Source organism: Pectinatus sottacetonis, assembly GCF_015732155.1.
GTDB classification, from domain to species: domain Bacteria; phylum Bacillota; class Negativicutes; order Selenomonadales; family Selenomonadaceae; genus Pectinatus; species Pectinatus sottacetonis.
Window position 1 is genome coordinate 2,353,309 of record NZ_WIQK01000001.1, and the last position, 21,535, is coordinate 2,374,843.

At 35.5% G+C, this 21,535-nt stretch carries 17 protein-coding genes and 3 tRNA genes; 18 read left to right on the forward strand and 2 right to left on the reverse strand.

From position 1 onward, the window contains the following. Positions 1–234 precede the first annotated feature (234 nt). The 5 genes from I6760_RS11040 to I6760_RS11060 all read left to right on the forward strand — a co-directional run bounded on the left by I6760_RS11040 (position 235) and on the right by I6760_RS11060 (position 5,608). Positions 235–1,137: a DUF2156 domain-containing protein gene (locus I6760_RS11040; RefSeq protein ID WP_330997991.1), complete on the forward strand. Its 903-nt coding sequence runs from the start codon at positions 235–237 to the stop codon at positions 1,135–1,137. A gap of 265 nt (positions 1,138–1,402) precedes the next feature. Then, positions 1,403–1,846, forward strand: a complete 444-nt coding sequence (locus I6760_RS11045; protein ID WP_196594470.1) for a DUF1934 domain-containing protein — start codon at positions 1,403–1,405, stop codon at positions 1,844–1,846. 15 nt (positions 1,847–1,861) lie between these two features. Further along, a complete protein-coding gene (argS, locus tag I6760_RS11050; RefSeq protein WP_196594471.1) occupies positions 1,862–3,517 on the forward strand; it encodes an arginine--tRNA ligase in 1,656 nt (551 codons plus the stop codon). 30 nt (positions 3,518–3,547) lie between these two features. Further along, positions 3,548–3,835, forward strand: coding sequence for a DNA-directed RNA polymerase subunit delta (rpoE, locus tag I6760_RS11055; RefSeq protein ID WP_196594472.1), 288 nt, complete (start codon positions 3,548–3,550; stop codon positions 3,833–3,835). A gap of 156 nt (positions 3,836–3,991) precedes the next feature. Then, positions 3,992–5,608: a CTP synthase gene (locus I6760_RS11060; protein ID WP_196594473.1), complete on the forward strand. Its 1,617-nt coding sequence runs from the start codon at positions 3,992–3,994 to the stop codon at positions 5,606–5,608. Positions 5,609–5,624: 16 nt separating this feature from the next. Here the strand turns inward: I6760_RS11060 and I6760_RS11065 are convergent, their stop codons facing one another. Both I6760_RS11065 and I6760_RS12975 read right to left on the reverse strand, forming a co-directional pair. After that, positions 5,625–7,358: an O-linked N-acetylglucosamine transferase, SPINDLY family protein gene (locus tag I6760_RS11065; protein ID WP_196594474.1), complete on the reverse strand. Its 1,734-nt coding sequence runs from the start codon at positions 7,356–7,358 to the stop codon at positions 5,625–5,627. Positions 7,359–7,396: 38 nt separating this feature from the next. Further along, entirely contained in the window at positions 7,397–8,701 is a 1,305-nt protein-coding gene (locus I6760_RS12975) for a hemolysin family protein (RefSeq protein WP_196594475.1), read from the reverse strand. A 136-nt stretch (positions 8,702–8,837) separates the two neighbouring features. Between I6760_RS12975 and I6760_RS11075 the strand changes: the two genes are divergently transcribed. The 13 genes from I6760_RS11075 (at position 8,838) to secA (ending at position 21,513) form a co-directional block, all read left to right on the forward strand. After that, positions 8,838–8,912, forward strand: a tRNA-Gly gene (locus I6760_RS11075). Between the two features lie 5 nt (positions 8,913–8,917). After that, positions 8,918–8,992, forward strand: a tRNA-Gly gene (locus tag I6760_RS11080). Between the two features lie 6 nt (positions 8,993–8,998). Next, a tRNA-Gly gene (locus tag I6760_RS11085) sits at positions 8,999–9,073 on the forward strand. A gap of 162 nt (positions 9,074–9,235) precedes the next feature. Continuing rightward, positions 9,236–10,525 (forward strand): trigger factor, encoded by a 1,290-nt coding sequence (gene tig, locus I6760_RS11090; protein WP_196594476.1) that lies wholly within the window; start codon positions 9,236–9,238, stop codon positions 10,523–10,525. A 37-nt stretch (positions 10,526–10,562) separates the two neighbouring features. After that, on the forward strand, positions 10,563–11,183 hold the full coding sequence (gene clpP / locus I6760_RS11095; protein ID WP_196594477.1) for an ATP-dependent Clp endopeptidase proteolytic subunit ClpP: 621 nt from the start codon (positions 10,563–10,565) through the stop codon (positions 11,181–11,183). Between the two features lie 35 nt (positions 11,184–11,218). After that, the gene (clpX, locus tag I6760_RS11100) at positions 11,219–12,499 is read left to right on the forward strand and encodes an ATP-dependent Clp protease ATP-binding subunit ClpX (protein WP_196594478.1); all 1,281 of its coding nucleotides are present in this window, start codon (positions 11,219–11,221) and stop codon (positions 12,497–12,499) included. A 428-nt stretch (positions 12,500–12,927) separates the two neighbouring features. After that, on the forward strand, positions 12,928–15,252 hold the full coding sequence (gene lon / locus I6760_RS11105; protein WP_196594479.1) for an endopeptidase La: 2,325 nt from the start codon (positions 12,928–12,930) through the stop codon (positions 15,250–15,252). Next, the gene (yihA, locus tag I6760_RS11110; protein WP_330997992.1) at positions 15,246–15,884 is read left to right on the forward strand and encodes a ribosome biogenesis GTP-binding protein YihA/YsxC; all 639 of its coding nucleotides are present in this window, start codon (positions 15,246–15,248) and stop codon (positions 15,882–15,884) included. Before lon ends, yihA begins: the two co-directional genes overlap by 7 nt. Positions 15,885–15,940: 56 nt before the next feature. After that, on the forward strand, positions 15,941–16,393 hold the full coding sequence (gene ahbA / locus I6760_RS11115) for a siroheme decarboxylase subunit alpha (RefSeq protein ID WP_196594480.1): 453 nt from the start codon (positions 15,941–15,943) through the stop codon (positions 16,391–16,393). 9 nt (positions 16,394–16,402) lie between these two features. Continuing rightward, a complete protein-coding gene (gene ahbB / locus I6760_RS11120) occupies positions 16,403–16,885 on the forward strand; it encodes a siroheme decarboxylase subunit beta (protein WP_196594481.1) in 483 nt (160 codons plus the stop codon). 270 nt (positions 16,886–17,155) lie between these two features. Further along, on the forward strand, positions 17,156–18,349 hold the full coding sequence (locus tag I6760_RS11125) for a pyridoxal phosphate-dependent aminotransferase (protein WP_196594871.1): 1,194 nt from the start codon (positions 17,156–17,158) through the stop codon (positions 18,347–18,349). A 15-nt stretch (positions 18,350–18,364) separates the two neighbouring features. Continuing rightward, positions 18,365–18,679, forward strand: a complete 315-nt coding sequence (locus I6760_RS11130) for a hypothetical protein (protein ID WP_196594482.1) — start codon at positions 18,365–18,367, stop codon at positions 18,677–18,679. Between the two features lie 311 nt (positions 18,680–18,990). Then, positions 18,991–21,513 (forward strand): preprotein translocase subunit SecA, encoded by a 2,523-nt coding sequence (gene secA, locus I6760_RS11135; protein WP_196594483.1) that lies wholly within the window; start codon positions 18,991–18,993, stop codon positions 21,511–21,513. Positions 21,514–21,535 lie beyond the last annotated feature (22 nt).

The window sequence follows — 21,535 nt, forward strand, 5'->3', positions numbered from 1 at the left end:
CGTAATTATCATATATGCAATTTGCGAATTTGAAGAATAACTGTTATAATACTTATCGGATAATAATTATTATAAAGGTTTGCTATTATATTTATTATTTTATTGAATAATGTTCTGTGCCCATATTGTGTTTATAATGGAAGCTAGCCATTGTTTTACGTGAATATGTAAGGATAATTTAGAAATGTTTGTTTAAATAAATAATAGAATAACTGATAACTACAGGAGGTTGTTATTATCAATTTTAAAAAACTGCAAAAAGAAGATAAAGAGATATTTGATACTTTTTTTGAGGCAAGGTATTATGAAAATTCGCATTTTACTTTTACAAATTTGTTTATGTGGCGTAAACCTTATAATATGATGTGGTGTGTAGAAAATGGTATATTGTTTTTAAAGGCTCAGTGGGAAACAGATGAATTTGCTTTACAGCCTTTTGGACCGCAAGAAAAAATGCAGGAGGCAATAGCTAAATGGAAAGCTTATTTTGCAAGTAAGGGCAGGCCATTGATATTTTATGGTCTGGAAAAATCAATGGCTGATGAATTGGAAAAGTTTTCTGGGGCAGAATTTAATATTATAGCAGATGAGGAAAATTTTGATTATGTTTATAATAGTGAAGATCTGATTAATTTAAAGGGACGTAAATTTCATTCCAAGAAAAATCATTTGAATAATTTTCATAAAAATTATCCTGATGCTAAATATATATCAATTAGTGATGAGGTTATTACATTATGTAAACTTACTGTTAATGGCTGGTATAAGACACGCAGTCAGGATCTGCCGGATGATCCTTTCATTGCGTTAGAACGAGAAGCGATAATTGAAGTGCTGAATAATTTTAGCCAGTTGTCATTGAAAGGGGGAGCTGTTATTGATAATAATCGTATAATAGCATTTACTTTTGGCGAAGCACTTAATACAGATACGGCGGTTATTCATGTGGAAAAAGCTGATCCTGATATCAATGGAGCATATACCTTTATCAATCAGGCATTTATTATGAATGAGTGGGCTGATATGAAATTTATAAATAGGGAAGAAGATATGGGTATTGAGGGACTTAGAAAAGCTAAACAATCATATCGTCCAGTGAAAATGATAAAAAAATATAATGCTGAGATAAAAATCTGACAAAAATTAATTATAATAAAACGCAATAGATAATAAAAAGCTGATGCTGTCTGGCATTGGCTTTTTTTGTTATGTTAGGAAGAATAAAGATATTTTATTATAATAGGATAGTTTCACAACAGAGATAAATTTTTAGTGAAAGTGGATAATACTGGAATTATTATAAAAAATAATGTTAAAAATCCTGATTTTGATAATTTGTTGTTGGCAATTAAGTGTCATTACGCTATAATAGCTTTATATGTTTGCAGAAAAGGGAGTCAAAATGGACAAGGTTATTTTAACAGTAGAAGGCTCACAAATAGATATACTAGGGGATACAACAAGTATAGAGTTTATAGCTGAGGGACAATATTGTCAAAAGAACGGAATAAGCTATATTTTGTATAATGAAACAAAATCTAGCGGTATGGAGGGAACGAAAACTCTTTTAAAAATTGCCGATAATACAGTTCATCTTATACGCAAGGGGAATATATCGCAGCAGCAATTTTTTTCCGATGGAGTTAAAAGTGACAGTCAGTATCAGACGCCATATGGTAGTATGAAAATTGCCGTACTTACCAAGAAAATTACCATTGAAAAGGGGACTATTTCCAGTAGCGTCTACATAAATTATGATATGCTTATAAATGGTGCATGGCAGAGCAATAATGAACTTCATATAGAGGTTACCGCAGCAGATAGGAAAAGTGAGTATTTAAATTAGCAGGGAGGACGACTTTTGAATATACAGGAACTTATTAAAGATATAGTAAAAAAATCAGTTCAAAAAAATATGAGTGCTGGTGTTTTTCCGCAAGCGATTATACCGGATGTGATACTTGAAGTACCACCCCAAAAAGAATATGGTGACTTTGCTACTAATTTCTCTATGCAATCGGCGCGCGTATTTCATATGCCACCTAAAAAAATTGCTGAAGAACTGGTAAAACAAATTGATAGTGATTATTTGGACAAGATAGAAATAGCTGGGCCGGGATTTATCAATTTTTATTTAAAACCGGAAATTATTTATAAACAACTTGCTGATGTAATGGAAAAGGACAATAAATTTGGAAATCTTCCCTTAAAAAACAGCGGTAAAATTATGGTTGAATATGTCAGTGCTAATCCAACAGGGCCGCTTCATGTCGGACATGGGCGCGGAGCAGCATATGGCAGTGCATTGGTAAATTTGCTGCGTGCAGCAGGATATTATGTAAGAAGCGAATATTATATTAATGATGCCGGCAATCAGATTGACAATCTTGCAGCATCGGTTAATGCTAGATATCTGGAATTACTGGGCAAAAAAACAGAGTTTCCGGAAAATGGTTATCATGGACAAGATATTATAGATACGGCAAAACGAATAATAAATAAGACTGGGACTAAATATCTGGATATGCCGGATAAGGAACGTCTTTGTGTTTTCAAAGAATTAGCACTACAAGAAAAGCTGGCGGTACTAAAGGAAGATTTGAATGCGTTTAATGTGCATTTTGATAATTGGTTTAGTGAAAGAACTTTGCATCCAGATGCAGTTAATTCAGCTTGTGAAATACTTTTGCAAAATAAAGCAATGTATGAAAAAGAAGGGGCAAAATGGCTCCGGTCTACGCAATATGGCGATGACAAGGATCGAGTGGTAATCCGTGATAACGGGGTGCCAACTTATTTAGCATCAGATATAGCTTATCACAAAAATAAATTTGACCGTGGGTTTGATAAACTTATAGACATTTGGGGAGCAGATCATCATGGATATGTTTGCCGGGTCAAGGCTTCAATTAAGGCATTGGGATTTGATCCCGATCGGTTAGATGTTCTTTTACTCCAGATGGTTAGTCTTTATCGCAATGGCGAATTGGTAAAAATGTCTAAAAGAACTGGACAGAGCGTAACTCTTGCAGAGCTTATAGAAGAAGTCGGTACGGATGCAGCCAGATATTTCTTTATAATGAGATCTTTGGACAGTCAGCTGGATTTTGATTTAGATTTGGCTAAATCGGAGTCGAATGAAAATCCAGTTTATTATGTACAGTATGCACATGCTCGCATTTGTAGTATTTTTAGGCAGGCAGAAGAAGCAGGGATACATATATCTGAAAAAGTTGATTTAAGTTTATTGACAGATGATGCCGAAATTACCCTCATTAAAAAAATATTATCATATCCAGATGAAATAGAATTAGCAGCAAGAGATTATGCTCCGCATCGCATTGCCAATTACTTGCATGATTTAGCAGCTGATTTTCACAGCTTCTATAATAAATGCCGGATAATTGGAGTGGATTTAAAACTGGGACAGTCGCGGTTGGCATTAGCTGGAGTTGTAAAAAATACAATTCATCATGCCCTTGATATTTTGGGAATAAGTTCGCCGGAAAAAATGTGAGATAATGAATAAAGTGAGAGGAAGATATTAATGGATTTTACTAGCAAAACGGAGCCGGATATAGCTTATCATATTTTGACAAGAATGGGTGATGCCATGTTTTATAAAGATTTGATCATGCAAGTCATTGAAAAAAAGAATAAACCTGTGCAGTCACTGCCTGCAGCTATATCAGAAGTTTATACTTTTATAAATATGGATAGCCGCTTTTGCCATGTTGGCAATGGAATGTGGAAACTCAGGGAATGGATACCACAGGATGCTAAGGCAGCTGCCTCGACATCTGCACCTAAGACAGCAGGCAAGGCAAAAGCTTAGTAATTATTAAAGGTTTTATGCGAATTTATATTTTAGGTTATATACAGCTCCTCAGAGTGCTGGCATATTCAATATCAGATTATTGTGAGTGCTGGTACGCTGGTTGTTTTATAAGATAACATGCTTTATTGAATAAATTTATAATTGGAGGAAAAAATGGCAAAGTATATTTTTGTTACTGGCGGAGTAGTATCGTCTTTAGGGAAGGGAATAACAGCTGCTTCATTAGGACGCTTATTAAAAAGCCGGGGGATAAAAGTTACAATTCAGAAATTTGATCCATATATTAATATTGACCCGGGAACAATGAGCCCTTATCAACATGGGGAAGTATTTGTAACGGACGATGGTGCGGAAACAGATCTTGATTTAGGTCATTATGAAAGATTTATTGATATTAATTTATCAAAGGCGTCAAATGTCACGACAGGAAAAATTTATTGGTCGGTGCTGTCAAAGGAACGGCGTGGTGATTATTTAGGCAGTACAGTCCAGGTTATTCCTCATATAACAAATGAAATAAAGCAGCGTGTTTATGATGTAGCGGCATCGGATAATGCTGATGTCGTAATTACAGAAATCGGCGGGACCGTTGGTGATATCGAAAGTCAGCCATTCTTAGAAGCAATTCGCCAGGTAAAAAAAGAAGTGGGAAAAAATGACACATTATATATTCATGTAACCTTAGTTCCTTATATTTCAGCTGCCGGAGAGCTTAAAACCAAGCCAACGCAGCATAGCGTAAAAGAGTTACGCAGCATAGGCATACAGCCAGATATTCTCGTATGCCGGACAGAAAAGCCTATATCTGAGGATATGAAGAAAAAATTAGCCTTGTTCTGCGATGTCGACATGGATGCAGTTATTGAAAATCAGACTGCATCTACAATATATGAAGTACCATTGATAATGCAAAAAGAGGGTTTAGATAAGATTGTATTGCAAAAATTAAATATGGATTATATTCCAGCCAATATGGATGAATGGCAGCGGATGGTGTATAAAATAAAGAATCCTAAGCAGCGAATAAAGATTGCTGTAGTGGGGAAATATGTTGAACTGCCGGATGCTTATATTTCAGTTACAGAAGCACTTCATCATGCGGGAATAGCCAATGAAACAGAAGTTAAGATTGTGTGGGTTAATGCAGAAAAGATCGAGGAAGAAAATACGGAATTAGATGAAGTTTTTTCCGGCTGCCGGGGAATTCTTGTACCGGGTGGTTTTGGCAATAGAGGTGTGGAAGGAAAAATAGCGGCTATTAAATATGCACGTGAAAATAATATTCCTTTTCTGGGACTTTGCCTGGGAATGCATTGTGCTGTTGTTGAATTCGCACGTGATGTATGTGGACTTACTGATGCTCATAGTACAGAATTTAATAAGGAAACAAAATATCCAGTCATAGATCTGATGCAGTCACAAGTAAATATTGAAGATAAAGGTGGAACTATGCGCCTGGGATCATATCCTTGTAAATTGGCAGAAGGGACACATGCTTTTGCTGCTTATGGAGAAAAACTCATTAATGAACGTCATCGTCATCGTTATGAGCTTAATAATGATTTTAGACAAATTCTTGTTGATAATGGCATGGTTGTTGCCGGGACTTTACCAGATGACAGCTTGGTAGAAATAGTTGAATTAAAAAACCATCCTTGGTTTGTTGCATCACAGTTTCATCCTGAATTAAAGTCAAGACCAAATAGACCACATCCGTTATTTCGTGATTTTGTTAATGCGGCTTTGCAGTATGCTAAACTAAAAAAATGAACAAAAAAAGAGCCATTTAACGGCTCTTTTTTTGTTCGTTTTTTTGATTGTATAAATGGGAATCTATATATTTCTGCCAGATTTTTTTATATACTGTTTCAATATCTTTAATATATAATGTATTGTCCATGAGAGGTGAATTTTTCATTATAGTGCAAAGTGTATTGTGCAGATGGAGAAGATAATTTTTGTTTTGAGCAAGTGAAATAGTTTTTTTTACATATTCCGTAGGACTATAGGTAATTAAATTCTTTAAGCGCAAGTTGCTTAAAATGCTGCACCCAAAACGTGAGCCATGCCGGTCACCAGATAGTGTGATCAAAGGAACTCCCATATACAATGCTTCACATGATGTCACACCACCGGTATAAGGATAAGTGTCCAGCGCAATATCAATATCATGATAGTCTTTAAGGTGATTAATGGTGAAATTTCTCATTTCAATTCGTTCTATGGGAAGATTTGCTTTTATTAAACGCATTTTTATATGATTTCTGTTTTCTGTAGTATTAAAAATGAAATTTTTTAATACTAATCTGGAATTAGGCAGTTGCAGTAAAATATCATGCCACATTGACAGAGTAATATGATTGATCTTAGTAAAATTATTAAAGCAGCCAAATGTAATATAGTCATTTTTCAGATATGGCGGGGCCGTCGCATCTGGAACATTATCAGGAGGAGAGTAACAAATATGGCTATGAGGCAGACGTAGCAGTTGCTCAGTAAAATAGGGAGAAAAAATATTTGGGCTGCAATAAATATCAGATAAAAAATAATCAACAGTATCAAGGCCGGTGCTGTTAAAATAGCCTATGCCGCAGATCTGTATAGGCGCGGGTTTATATGCCAAAACAGGTAGACAATTATTAGCAGTATGACCGGAAAAATCAAATAAAATGTTGATTCTTGCGTCATAAATAATGGCTGCAGATTCTTGGGAAGAAAGGCCATAGATATTATGCCAATGCAGACCGGGAAGTTTTTTTAATTTTAGCGTAGTATTGTCTTCCTTACAGGATGAAAAACAATGTATTTCGAATTTATCGTTTGAATACTTAGTTAGAAGAGTCAGACTCCATGCTATAACAGGATGACAGCGAAAGTCGGGTGATATATATCCTATTCGCAGACGCTGTTGTAAATGCTGGCAATTGTGATCATATGTTTTAATACTTTGGAAAAATTTTTGAAAATTTTTATATAAATGACAAGAGAGTTTGTTATTATTTGTAAAATAATTTGTAGTAAATATGGCATTGCTGTATTCTTGGATTTTCTGCCGGGGATTTTCTTCTGTTTTTGCAGATAACAGAAAATAGCGGCATGCTTGTCTCGTGCCGCCAATTTTAGTATAAGCAGAGGCTAACATGCTGTATACTTCGCTTAAATATTTATAATAATTATATTTTTTATTTTTCCACAGTAGTTTTATTAAAAAAATGATTTTTTTTAATAAAACTACTTCTGTAAAGAAGTGTTCGGTATTCTTTAAAATGTATGCCCGTTGAATATAAGCGGGAATATAATTTATATCAATACTGCAGATATAGTCAATTATAGCAATAGCTTTTTTATAATCAGCCAGGTTACGATAAGCAGAAGCCGATATATAAAGAGCTTCAAGCTGGGTATTATTTTCTTTTAAGATAGTTGCTACTACAGCTAGGGCTTTTTTATATTCTCCTTTATTATGGAAATATTGCCCGGATAATAAATAGAAATTTATTTGTTCTTGCGTAAGTGCCATGTTAAAGCCTCCAACCGGTATAATGAAAGTGGTGATTTTTATTTGAGCTTCGTCACAAGAATTTTATCTATGCGGGTGCGATCCATATCAACTACTTCAAAACGTAAGTTATGCAGAATTTTATATTCCGCTGTTTTAGGGATATAACCAAAATATGATGTGAGAAATCCCCCTATGGTTTTATAATGTCCCCGTTCTTCTCCAGGTAGTGAAGTTATGTCAAATTTTTCTTTAAAATCATCTATAGGATATAAACCGTCTATATACCAAGAACTTTCATCACGCTGAATTATCTGTACTGATTCTTTTTCTTCTGTATTTGAGATATCACCGATAATTTCTTCAATAATATCTTTCAAAGTTATCAGTCCGACAACGCCGCCAAATTCATCAACTACAACGGCTTCCTCAACATTATTGTTGCGGAATTTTTCCAGGACACGGAAAGTTTCCATAGAACGGGGAACGAAGATAGGCTTTTTGACAAATTTAGCTAAATCGCATAAGTTATTATCCAGAGAGGCATTAAGGATATCACGAGCATATATAATACCTAAAAGGTTATCAAGATTATCCCGCCCGATGAGAAATGTATCGTCAGGACTGTTTTTTATCAGATGAAGATTAGTATTTAAGTCATCTTCAATATCAAGCCAGGTTATTTGTGTGCGCGGAGTCATTAAGGAATAGGCAATCTGATCGCTCATATGGAAAATACTGCCAACCATGTCTTGTTCAGCTTTTTCAAAGGTGCCTTCCTCAGTACCACGTTCAATAAGATCTTTCACTTCGTCTTCCGTTACAGTATCATTAGCCGGAGGATTCGTCCCAGTTATCATCAGGATAATATTTGTTATGTGAGACAGGAATATTATTATGGGATTAGTGATTTTATGGAAAATGAGAAGAAATGCAAAGTGTTTTACCAGATAATATTCAGGTTTTATCTGAGCCAATTTTTTGGGCAGACAATTACTAAAAAGAATTGTTAGAAACAACGGTAAAATAACTGCAGCAATAAATGAAATTTCATAGATATAGGGAATACTGACGGATAATTTTCCTAAAGTGATATATATAGATGGGATCAGTATTATACCTGTTGACAATCCAATAGCAAAATAGCAGCAGATTGAGCAAATAAGCAATTCTGATAATAATTCATTTGGTTCATCGATAAAATCGCATATTTTTTCAAACTTATAATCCGTATCCGCCAGTATTTTGTCCAACTGGCTTTTGTGTGCTTCGATAAGTGCTGTCCTTAATAATATAAGAAAACAGTTACTTAAAAATAATAAAATGGTTAATATTAAAACAAAATTAGTCTCGGGAACATCCACGAGTAAGTCACATCCTTATTCATAAAAGTTATTTTTATTATAACATAAAAAATATTAAATAAGCTTATTTTTTTCTATTGACAATTGTTTTTTTTAGTGTATAATTATATCCGTTGCTGTGATTGTAATATTAAATGCGGAAGTAGCTCAGTGGTAGAGCACCACCTTGCCAAGGTGGGGGTCGCGAGTTCGAGTCTCGTTTTCCGCTCCAGTGATGCGGGAGTAGCTCAGTGGTAGAGCACCACCTTGCCAAGGTGGGGGTCGCGAGTTCGAGTCTCGTTTCCCGCTCCATAAAATGCGGAAGTAGCTCAGTGGTAGAGCACCACCTTGCCAAGGTGGGGGTCGCGAGTTCGAGTCTCGTTTTCCGCTCCATAAGAAGGCTATCCCGGCTTTGTGCCGGGGTTTTTTATTATAAGCAGGCCTTGTATTTACAGGGTGTTTATGTTATTATTCTTATAGTATATTAGGTGTATTATAATCTATTAGCAATTTTTGATTATTTTACATTATAATTTTAGGAGGTTATTTTACAAGATGAAAGTCAGTACAGAAAAAGCAGACAGCCAGAAATTGGTTCTAACTATAGAAATGCCGGTAGATGAGCTTAATAAAGCTGAAAATACTGCCTGCAAACAGTTAGCAAACCGCGTTAATATTCCTGGATTTAGAAAAGGACATGCACCTAAACAGATTCTTGTACAGCATCTGGGAAAGAAAACCATTCTGGATGAAGCTTTTGAAATTCTTGCACCAAAGGCTTTCGATAATGCATTAACTGAACAAAAAATTGAACCAGTTGATCGTCCGCAGATAGAAGTAGTCACATTAGAAGAAAACAAAAATGTTGTTTTTAAGGCTACTATTACTCCTAAACCAGAAGTGACTTTAGGAGATTATAAAGGGCTTAAGATTGAAATGCCTAAAGCGGAAGTATCAGAAGAAGAACTGGAAGAACAAATTAAAAACATGCGCAGCCATCATGCAAAAATGATTGAAGCAGCAGAAGACAGCGCAGTTGAAAAAAATAATTTTATCACACTTGATTTTCTAGGAAAAATAGACGGAGAACCATTTGAAGGTGGAGAGGGTAAGGACTATCCTTTACAAATCGGTTCGGGACATTTTATTGCTGGGTTTGAAGATCAGCTCATTGGATTGAAAGTTGGACAAGAAAAAGATGTCAAGGTAAAATTCCCAGAAGATTACGGACAAGAAAACTTGGCTGGCAAAGATGCTGTTTTTCATTGTAAAATCAACTCTATTAAGATTCAGGAACTGCCTGAACTGAATGATGAGTTCGTAAAAAAATCTACTTCATATGAAAATGTCGAAAATTTGAAGAAAAATCTTCGCGAAAATATGCTGAAATCAGCTCAGATGCGTGCAGAAAGTGAACTGAGAAATAATGCGTTGAAACAGGCTGCTGAAAATGTTACTGTGGAAATTCCTGATGTTATGATAGATAATCGTGTAAATAGTATGCTGAATGAACTTTCTGCTAATTTGGAAAGTCATGGCATGAATATGGAACAATATCTCAAATATGCTGGAACAGATATGGCAAAATTACGCGAAACATATCGTGAGGCAGCAGCAGATGCCGTTAAAACAGACTTAATGCTGGAAAAAGTTGCCCATGTGGAAAACATAACAATAGATCCTAAAGAAGTTGATGCAGAAATAGCAGCAATGGCAGCACGTTATGGTACAACAGCAAAAGATGTTAAAAAAATTATAACTAAGAATGGTTATATAGCTAACCTCTATGATACAGTACGCCGCAAGAAAGCAGCACAACTTATTATAGACAATTTGGCAAAATAGTTGTATAATTCTCCGAAAAGGGAGGAGTGTTTGTTATATGAATTATGTACCTATGGTCGTTGAACAATCTGGCAGGTCTGAACGTGCATATGATATTTATTCACGTTTATTAAAGGACCGTATAGTTTTTTTAGGCGGTCAGATAGATGATAATGTTGCTAATGTAATTATAGCACAGCTGTTGTTTTTGGAATCGGAAGATCCAGATAAGGATATACATTTGTATGTAAACAGTCCGGGTGGAGTTGTTACTGCCGGCCTGGCTATTTATGATACGATGCAGTATATAAAGCCTGATGTTTCCACTATATGCATGGGGCAGGCAGCTAGCATGGGATCTTTGCTATTAACTGCGGGCGCCAAGGGTAAACGCTATGCTCTGCCTTATTCACGTATAATGATTCACCAGCCTTTAGGAGGAGCACAAGGACAATCTACAGATGTTCAGATCCAGGCTAAGGAATTATTGCGGGCAAGAGAAATTTTAAATGAGATTCTGATGCGCCATACTGGACAGAAGAAAGAAAAAATTCTTCTTGATACAGAACGTGATAATTTTATGTCAGCAGTTGAAGCTAAAGAATATGGCCTTATTGATGATGTTATCGTCAGACCGGAAGATGCTGATAAAAATAAGAAATCTGATAGCAAAAAATAAGTGTTTTGGTTTATTTCCCAGGGAGAGGTGGTAAAATGTTGAAGTTCGGTGACGATAAAGGACAGCTCAAATGTTCATTTTGTGGGAAACCGCAGAGTCAGGTTCGTAAGTTGGTAGCGGGCCCAGGTGTATATATATGCGATGAATGTATAGAATTATGCAATGAAATAATAGAAGAAGAGTTAACTGATGGAGTCGAAGTAGAACTGAAAGATGTACCAAAGCCTAAGGAAATAAAGGCAATTCTTGATCAGTATATTATTGGGCAGGAAGAAGCAAAAAAAATATTAGCTGTTGCTGTTTATAATCATTATAAAAGAATAAATGCAGGATTAAAAAATGATGACACTGATTTGCAGAAATCCAATATTCTTATGCTTGGACCCACAGGAAGCGGTAAGACTTTATTGGCGCAGACTATGGCTCGTATTTTAAATGTTCCATTTGCTATTGCAGATGCAACTTCTTTGACTGAGGCCGGTTATGTAGGTGAGGATGTTGAAAATGTGCTGCTGAAGCTAATACAGTCAGCTGATTATGATATTGAAAAAGCAGAAAAGGGCATTATTTATATTGATGAAATAGATAAAATTGCCCGTAAGGCAGAAAATCCTTCTATAACACGAGATGTTTCTGGAGAAGGGGTGCAGCAAGCCTTACTAAAGATTTTAGAAGGAACTGTTGCCAATGTTCCGCCACAGGGAGGAAGAAAGCACCCACATCAGGAGCTGATCCAGATAGATACTACTAATATTTTATTTATTTGCGGTGGTGCCTTTGACGGGCTAGAAAAAATAATAGAGAGTCGACTGGGGCAAAAGAAAGTTGGTTTTGGTGCTGACATAGAAAGTCGTAAGGATAAAAATGCCGGCGAGTGGTTCAAAAGTGTTTTACCCGAAGATTTTTTAAAAAATGGGCTTATTCCTGAGTTTATTGGTAGACTTCCCATTATAGTTACGTTGGAAGCACTTGATGAAAATGCTCTTATTGATATATTGGTTAAGCCGAAAAATGCTCTTGTTAAGCAGTATAAAAAAATGCTTGAGATTGATGGGGTTTCACTTGAATTTGATAAAGAGGCCTTGTATCTTATTGCAAAGGAAGCACTGCAAAGAAAAACAGGCGCACGTGGTCTAAGATCAATAATTGAAAAAATAATGCGTAATGTTATGTATGAGATACCATCAGCTAAAGGTGTCACGAACTGCCGTATTACGAAAGAAGTTATTGAAAAGGGAATTGATCCATTATTGACATATGGAAACAAGAAAAAACAACCTGTTAAAAAATCAATAACAAGTGAAGAATCAGCTTGATGAATGGGAGTCGCACACTTGTGGTTTTAGTCGTGAGTTAGGTGACAGCCGGTATGCTAAGAACTGAAGAAACTACGGGGATAACCTGTATGAAGATAATGTAGAACGCGACCTTTGCGTGACTATCTGTAAAATAGTAACCTTATGGTTTTAGTTAAAAGATGTTCAGCCGTAGCTTTACCTACATCGGGCAGATATAAATCACTATATGAAAAAAAGAGTTGTTGTATCTATAATGTGCAATAAAAAGATAGATGGTTGGCTTTTTATTGAGCTGTTTGATAAGAGGAATCTTTTGTAGTCAGATTGCTTATTATCGGTAGATATAATGGCTTTTTTTTATTTGCTTGATCAGTTTATAATTCTATATGGAGTTTGTTTTGTAATTAATGAATTTTTCAGAATATTAGAGGGGAAGTGTAATAAATATGCCGAAGGAAAAAGATATAAAGATCATGCCATTACTACCGCTTAGAGGAATAGTAGTTTTTCCTTATGTGATAGTAAATCTTGATGTTGGACGTGAAAAATCTATTGCAGCATTGGAAGAAGCAATGGTTCGTGATCATAAAATATTGCTGAGCGCACAAAAAGATCCAGCTGTTAATGATCCAGTGGAAGAAGATATTTATGATATAGGAACTGTATCCGAAATACGGCAACTGTTAAAATTGCCTGGTGGGACAGTGCGAGTTTTGGTTGAAGGTATGTATCGTGCTAAAATTAATAAAATAAACTTTTTGGATAAATATTGTGAAGCTCAGGTAACAGAATATAGGGAAGATAAAAAAGATGTTTCCATAAATATGGAAGCGTTAATGCGTGCTGTAGTTAACCAATTTGAACAATGGGTAAAACTTAGTAAAAAAATCCCCCCCGAAACACTTGTTTCTGTAGTAATGATTGAAGATGGCGGGCGTCTATGTGACTTGATAGCAAGTCATATGAATATGAAACTGGAAGATAAACAGGAATTGTTGTCACTTATTGATGTAACTAAACGTTTGGAGAAATTATATGAAGTATTGTCACGTGAAATGGAGATACTTGGCATTGAGCAAAAAATAAGTGAACGGGTTCATAAGCAGATGAATAGAATTCAGAAAGAATATTATCTGCGTGAACAGTTAAAAGCCATTCATAAGGAACTAGGGGATAAGGATCAGGTAGGAACGGAAATTGACAGCTATAGGATTAAAATGGCAAGGAAAAAACCACCCACAGCAGTTATTGAGTGTATAGAAAATGAAATAAAACACCTATTGAATACACCGCCAGGCTCATCTGAATCAGGCGTTATCCGTACTTATATTGATTGGCTGCTGGCTCTTCCGTGGAAACATGTAAGCAGGGATAAGCTAAATATAAAAACAGCAGAACAAGTTTTGGAAAAAGACCATTATGGCTTGAAAAAAGTAAAAGAACGCATCTTGGAATATTTAGCAGTACGTAAATTGTCAAAAGGTACAAAAGCTCCTATTATTTGTCTGGTGGGGCCTCCCGGTGTAGGTAAAACATCTCTGGCAGCATCTATTGCTAAGGCTATAGGAAGAAAATTTGTCAGAGCATCATTGGGTGGTATTCGTGATGAAGCTGAAATACGTGGGCACAGGCGTACTTATATAGGGGCATTTCCTGGAAAAATAATAAGCGGAATAAAAAATGCTGAAACTAAAAATCCGGTATTTTTGCTTGATGAGATTGATAAAATGGCTTCGGATTTTAGAGGAGATCCTTTATCTGCATTGTTAGAAGTTCTTGATCCTGAACAAAACAGCACTTTTTCAGATCACTATATTGAACTTCCTTTTGACTTATCACAAGTTTTCTGGATTGTTACAGCAAATAATCTGAGCAGGATTCCGCGGCCACTTAGAGATAGAATGGAAATAATAACACTGCCAAGTTACACGGAAGAAGAAAAGTATCAGATAGCTAAACAATATCTTGTAAGTAAACAGCTGGCAGCGGCCGGATTAAAAAAAGCTCAATTACAGTTTATGGCGGGATCATTGCAAAAAATTATTTCTGACTATACACGTGAATCGGGAGTTCGTGAACTAGAAAGACAAATTGGTGCCGTATGCCGTAAAGCAGCAAAACGGATAGTGGAAGAAGAAAAAAGTAAAATACGTGTCACTAGTAAAAATTTACATGAATTTCTGGGTCGGGAAAAATATGAGCGTACACATATTGATAGAATACCCCAGGTAGGAGTTTGTACTGGCATGGCGTGGACAGAAGTTGGCGGGGATATATTGCCTACAGAAGCGACGGTACTTAAAGGAAAAGGTCATTTAATACTTACTGGACAGCTGGGCGATGTAATGCAGGAATCTGCTAAAGCAGGACTTAGCTATATAAGAAGCCGGACCGACAAACTGGGGCTTGATCCACAATTTTATGAAAAGAAAGATATTCATATTCATTTGCCGGAAGGTGCTATTCCTAAGGATGGTCCATCGGCTGGAATTACTATGGCTACAGCTATGATATCAGCATTGACGGATAAAAAAGTCAGAGGTGATGTAGCCATGACAGGAGAAATAACTCTGCGTGGGAGAGTACTGCCTATAGGCGGGTTGAAAGAAAAAACATTGGCAGCTTATCGCGAAAAAATATATAATATTATTTTGCCTAAGGAAAATGAAAAAGATATTGATGATATTGAAAAACCGATTAGGGACAAAATAAAATTTATACCAGTTGCTAATATGGATGAAGTTTTGAAATATGCATTGGTGGAATCGTGAATAATAGTATAGAAGAAATAATCAATATAATCCGTGCTGAGTACATTGCCTCAGCTGTAAAAAAAGAGCAATTTCCAGAAGAAAATTTACTAGAAATAGCTTTTATAGGCCGGTCCAATGTTGGTAAATCATCGTTGATAAATTCCTTGACGCGTGTGCGTAATTTGGCCAGGATAAGCGGCAATCCTGGGAAAACGCAAACGATAAATTTTTTTAAACTGCGGGCAAAATTTTATGAAGATAGTTCGATAAAGGATTTTTATCTGGTGGATTTACCTGGATATGGTTATGCTAAGACTGGACAGGCGAACAGAAAGAAATGGGCAAAATTTATTGAAGAGTATTTCCTGTCTTCAAAAAATCTTTATTGTGTATGTCAGCTTGTTGATTCACGGCATAAACCAATGGATTCTGATATTGAAATGTTTAAATGGCTAATAAAAAATAATATTCCTGTTTTTGTAATAGCTACGAAGATTGATAAAGTAAGTAAAAATATTGTAAGTAAAAATATTGCAGCAATACGGAAAGCTTTTGGGATAACAGAGCTTTCCGTACTGGCATATTCATCCGTAAAAAATGAGGGACGTTCATATTTACTTGACTTTATAGGAGATGCTTTGGTAAAATAGATATAAATTGTGAATCTGATTCAAGTATATAGATTATAAAATTTTGAGGTGTATATATGCTGGACTTATCAGATAAGAAAATTTTAAATGCTATACAAACCAATCTTCCACTATCTCCCCGGCCTTTTGCAGAACTTGGAAAAATGCTGAATATGTCTGAACAGGAAGTTATAAAGCGGCTTAATGATTTAAAGACAGCTGGCTATATAAGGCGTATAGGGCCATTTTTTGATTCGGATAAATTGGGATACATAGGGACATTAGTGGCACTAAAAGTAAAAGATGGCTATATGGAACGTGTAGCCAGTGCCATAAATGATTATGCAGGTGCTACGCATAACTATGAAAGGAAGGGAAAGTATAATCTGTGGTTTACATTATTGACGCAGGATCAGACACAGCGTGATGATATTCTTAATAATGTTCGCAATTTGCCTGGTGTAGAAGCTGCCATGAGTTTAATTTCCAAGAAAAAATATAAAGTCAATGTAAAATTTAATTTGAAGTAGGTAATGAAAATGGATGCATTGGATAAAAAAATTATTCGCGTTATGCAAAATGATTTTCCCTTAGTTCCTAAGCCTTATGAAGAGTTAGCACGGCAAGTGGGTATGAGTGAAGACGAGTTACTTTTACGTTTGAGGGCTTATAAGCAGAATGGACAGATTCGTAAAATGGGGGCTGTGCTAGGTCATTATACAGCCGGATTTTTGGCTAATGTCCTCTGTGCGTGGGTAGTCCCAGTTGACCGTATGGATGAAGTGGCATGCGCTATGGCAGCTCATGCGGCAGTATCACATTGTTATGATAGAACGACTACTCCAGACTGGCCTTATAATATATATACTATGATTCATGCTACAAGTCGTGATAAATGTGATGCCATTGCCGATCAATTGGCTGTAGAGAATGGTCTTAGCCAGCGGGTGATGCTTTATAGTATCAAGGAGTGGAAAAAAACCAGTATGCGTTATTTTGAAAATGATAAGCTGGCACAATAGTTTATTGTTCAAATTTTGCTATACGGAGGATTTAATTACAAATAGAGCAATATTAAAAGCCCTGGAAGTTTATCCGGGGCTTTGATTTTATTTATAATAAAAACCAAGCGTATATTTTAAGAAAAATATTTGTAAAAAATAAACCTTATAAAATTTATGGTTTTGCAATAGGGAGAACTTATTTATAAGTATGTTTTAAATTATTGAACAGTATATTTTAAAATGATACAATAACAGAGATGTGTAAATTAGTAAATGAAAGGTGATAGAATGTTTTCTGAAAATATGTATGAACTTGGTACTAAAAAATCTACAATACGGACAATTTTTGAATATGGGCGGAAACGAGCCGCTGAAGTAGGAGAGAATAATATTTATGATTATAGTTTGGGAAATCCTAATGTACCTGCACCGAATTTTATTAAGCAGGCAATTGTTGATATTTTAAATACAGAGGATCCCTGTGCAGTGCATGGTTATACTATTGCCCCGGGGTTGCCAATTGTAAGAGAAAAGCTGGCGAAGAGTGTTAACCATCGTTTTAATACAAAATTTTCTGCAGATAATTTTTTTATAACAGGCGGGGCGGCAGGAGCAATAACAATAGTTTTTAAAGCTCTGAGTGAGAAAAATGATGAATTTATTGCCTTTGCTCCATTTTTTCCGGAATATAAATGTTTTGTTGAGTCCACAGGGGCAAAATTAGTTATTGTACCGGCACAGCCGAAAGATTTTCAAATAAACTTTGCTGAATTTGAAAAAAGTTTATCTGCTAATACAAAAGCTGTAATTGTAAATTCACCGAATAATCCCAGTGGAACGGTTTATTCGGAGGAAACAATAAAAAAATTAACACGGATTTTGGCAAAAAAATCAAAGGAATATGGACATCCAATATTCTTGATATCCGATGAACCATATAGAGAAATAGTTTATAATGGAGTAAATGTACCATATTTAACACATTATTACAAGGATACAATTATTTGTTATTCTTACAGTAAATCATTTTCTCTGGCGGGAGAACGGATAGGTTATATTATTATTCCCGACGAAGTTACTGTTTCCAGAAAAATTTATGGAGCTGTTGCAGGAGCCGCAAGAGTGCTGACACATGTAAATGCACCATCACTTTTCCAAAGAGTAATAGCACGCTGCTGTGATATGCCTTCTGATATAAGCGCTTACGAAGAAAATGGCCGGTTGCTTTATGACGGTTTGCTGGATGCTGGTTTTAAATGTGTTAAACCACAAGGTGCATTTTATTTATTTCCTGAATCATTGGAGGCTGATGATTACGCATTTTGCAAAAAAGCACAAGAATTTGACTTGCTGCTTGTTCCGGGAACTGATTTTGGTTGTGCAGGACATTTCCGGGCATCATATTGTATAAAAAAGGAGACTATCAAGAAGTCTCTGCCAATTTTTAAAAAACTGGCGGATAGTTATAAGTGTAAGGGTTGATAGGAGGGAGCTGCTATGTTTCATGTACCGGATCATGTGGATTATAATGGGAACAATCCACATTTAAAGACGGAAAAATTAACATCTATAGTTTTTAGAAAACCTGAATTAAAGGAAGAATTTTCAAAATTGCAAAACCTTATTGATTCAGGGGAATTTACTAAATATGTGGAGCCAATCCGTAATATAACACGTAATGAGAGCACACTGCTCATTACAGCTGGTAGCGAGCTACAGCGCATGCATATAGAAGATATAATTCCTGAAATAAAGGAAGCTTTTTCCATAGAAAGAGTAAAAGTTATTGGCATAATGAAAACAATGTTTTGAAAGAAAAATCAGCAGAATTGAAATCTGCTGATTTTTTGTGTGTGTTGTCAATAGTATTGTGATAAAATTAAGAAGTAGAGTAATATTTTTTGTTGGACAAGTAATAAATTATTGTTGCTAAAAATTCAGCTAAAGCTTATAATTTACGTTATATTGTTTTGACTTATGAATGATTGTTTGGTAGAATTCTATGTAGTTTATTTATAGTAATTATAGTATGCAATTTTTATAATAATATTGAAAAAGCTGGTATTTGAATCTGTAATGGGCAAAGTATGCTTTGCTTTTAATATAAATAAGAGGTGACATATTTGTTTGGATTTTTAAAGAGCCTGATTGGTGATAATAATGAAAAAGAAATAAAACGTATGCGCGGTATTGTGGAAAAAATAAATGCATTGGAACCTGAATACAGAAAAATGAGTGATGGTACTTTATGCGGCAATACGAGTAAGTTTAAGGAACGCATTGCTAATGGAGAAACATTGGATTCTATTTTGCCGGAAACTTTTGCTGTTGTGCGTGAAGCATCACGTCGGACTTTGGGAATGAGACATTTTGATGTACAGCTTATAGGGGGCGTTTGCCTGCATGAAGGTAAAATTGCCGAAATGAAAACAGGTGAAGGGAAAACATTAGTGGCAACGGCACCTGTTTATTTGAATGCCTTATCACAAAAGGGCGTTCATATGATTACTGTTAATGATTATCTGGCTAAGCGTGATAGTGAATGGATGGGAAAACTTTATCGTACATTGGGGTTATCTGTTGGTTTGATAACGCATGATATGGATTTTGCAGAACGTAAATTTGCCTACAATTGTGATGTTACATTTGGAACTAACAATGAATTTGGATTTGATTATTTGCGTGATAATATGGTTATTTACAAAGATCAGATGGTGCAAAGAGATCTTAACTATGCAATTGTCGATGAAGTCGATAGTATTTTGATTGATGAAGCGCGTACACCATTGATTATTTCAGGACCAGGCAGTAAATCGACTAATATGTATTCGATAATGGCAAAAGCTGTAGCTCCTTTAAAAGAAGAAGAAGATTATACAATTAATGAAAAAGAAAAAACAGTTTCTCCATCAGAGGGCGCTGTAGCAAAAGTTGAAAAAGCTTTGAATATAAAAAATCTTTATGATACAGCTAATATTGAAATGTCACATTGCTTTACCCAGGCTTTGCGGGCTAAAGCTTTAATGAAACGAGATAGAGATTATGTAGTACGTGATGGTGAGATCGTTATCGTTGATGAATTTACTGGGCGGCTCATGTTTGGACGAAGATATTCAGATGGATTGCATCAGGCAATTGAAGCAAAGGAAAATGTAAAAATTCAACGTGAATCACAGACACTTGCTACGATTACTTTTCAAAATTATTTTCGTATGTATGGTAAATTGGCAGGAATGACTGGTACAGCAAAAACAGAGGAAGATGAATTTCTGAAGATTTATAAATTGCCGGTTATCGTTGTCCCTACAAATAAACCTATTCAGCGTATGGATTATCCAGATGTTATTTATAAGACTAAACGGGCTAAATTTAAAGCTGTAGTGAAGGCTATTAAGGAATATCACACGAAAGGGCAGCCGGTCCTGGTAGGGACAACTTCAATAGTACAGTCGGAAGAATTAAGTGCATTGTTGAAGAAAAACCATATTCCCCACAATGTTTTAAATGCTAAATACCATGAAAAAGAAGCACAGATAATTGCTGGAGCTGGACAGACCGGAGCAGTTACTATAGCTACAAATATGGCTGGTCGCGGTACAGATATCACGCTAGGTGACGGAGTCAAGGAAAATGGCGGATTGCATATCATGGGGACAGAGCGCCATGAATCAAGACGTATTGACAATCAGTTGCGTGGTCGTGCTGGAAGGCAGGGAGATCCAGGGTCTTCAAGATTTTATTTATCCTTGGAAGATGACCTAATGCGCTTATTCGGTTCAGATAATATAGCTAATATTATGGATAAACTAGGTATGGGTGAAGATGATCCAATAGAGCACAAATTAGTTACTAGATCAATTGAACAAGCACAAAAGAAAGTAGAAGCACGTAATTTCGATATTCGTAAACATGTACTCGAATATGATGATGTTATGAATCAGCAGCGTGAAGTCATCTATAGTCAACGGCGTAAAGTTTTAGTAGGCGATAATTTAAAAGATAATATTCTCGATATGATCTATGAAATAATTAATCATCAGATGGATACATATGCAAATGAAAAAGTTTATCCGGAAGAATGGAATATTGAAGAACTTATTGAAGAAGCTGAAAGAGTATATGCACCCCAGGGGAAATTAGTAAAAAGTGAACTGGAAAATATGAGCCGTGATGAACTTAAAGATGCACTTTATAAATTAGCAGATGATACATATGCTTCACGTGAACAAATGTTTGGTAAAGAAAATATGCGTGAACTGGAAAAAATTGTCATGCTAAAAGTAGTCGATAATAAATGGATGGAACATTTAGATGAGATGGATATGCTGCGTGAAGGGATAGGTCTAAGGGCTTATGGGCAGAAAAATCCTCTTGTCGAATATAAAATTGAAGCTTATGATATGTTCCAGGCAATGATTAACAGCATCCAGGAAGATATTGCCAAATTGATGTATAGAGTCAATATTGTTAGAGAAGAACAACCACCTCTGGAGGATCGTCTTAAGAATGCTACTACTTCACACGGTACAGATGAACCTGAAAAAAAACAAAAACCTATAGTTAAAGAAAAAACTGTGGGAAGAAATGATCCTTGTCCATGTGGTAGTGGTAAAAAATATAAGAATTGTTGTGGTAGAAATAAATAGTATTTTAAATAATGTAAGGATG

Excerpts from the sequence above, each read along its gene's own strand:
- I6760_RS11060 (WP_196594473.1), top strand. The coding sequence starts at position 3,992 with ATGGCAAAGTATATTTTTGTTACTGGCGGAGTAGTATCGTCTTTAGGG.
- I6760_RS11045 (WP_196594470.1), top strand. The coding sequence starts at position 1,403 with ATGGACAAGGTTATTTTAACAGTAGAAGGCTCACAAATAGATATACTA.
- rpoE (WP_196594472.1), top strand. The coding sequence starts at position 3,548 with ATGGATTTTACTAGCAAAACGGAGCCGGATATAGCTTATCATATTTTG.
- clpP (WP_196594477.1), top strand. The coding sequence starts at position 10,563 with ATGAATTATGTACCTATGGTCGTTGAACAATCTGGCAGGTCTGAACGT.
- I6760_RS11130 (WP_196594482.1), top strand. The coding sequence starts at position 18,365 with ATGTTTCATGTACCGGATCATGTGGATTATAATGGGAACAATCCACAT.
- ahbB (WP_196594481.1), top strand. The coding sequence starts at position 16,403 with ATGGATGCATTGGATAAAAAAATTATTCGCGTTATGCAAAATGATTTT.
- clpX (WP_196594478.1), top strand. The coding sequence starts at position 11,219 with ATGTTGAAGTTCGGTGACGATAAAGGACAGCTCAAATGTTCATTTTGT.
- I6760_RS11125 (WP_196594871.1), top strand. The coding sequence starts at position 17,156 with ATGTTTTCTGAAAATATGTATGAACTTGGTACTAAAAAATCTACAATA.
- tig (WP_196594476.1), top strand. The coding sequence starts at position 9,236 with ATGAAAGTCAGTACAGAAAAAGCAGACAGCCAGAAATTGGTTCTAACT.
- I6760_RS11065 (WP_196594474.1), bottom strand. The coding sequence starts at position 7,358 with ATGGCACTTACGCAAGAACAAATAAATTTCTATTTATTATCCGGGCAA.
- ahbA (WP_196594480.1), top strand. The coding sequence starts at position 15,941 with ATGCTGGACTTATCAGATAAGAAAATTTTAAATGCTATACAAACCAAT.
- lon (WP_196594479.1), top strand. The coding sequence starts at position 12,928 with ATGCCGAAGGAAAAAGATATAAAGATCATGCCATTACTACCGCTTAGA.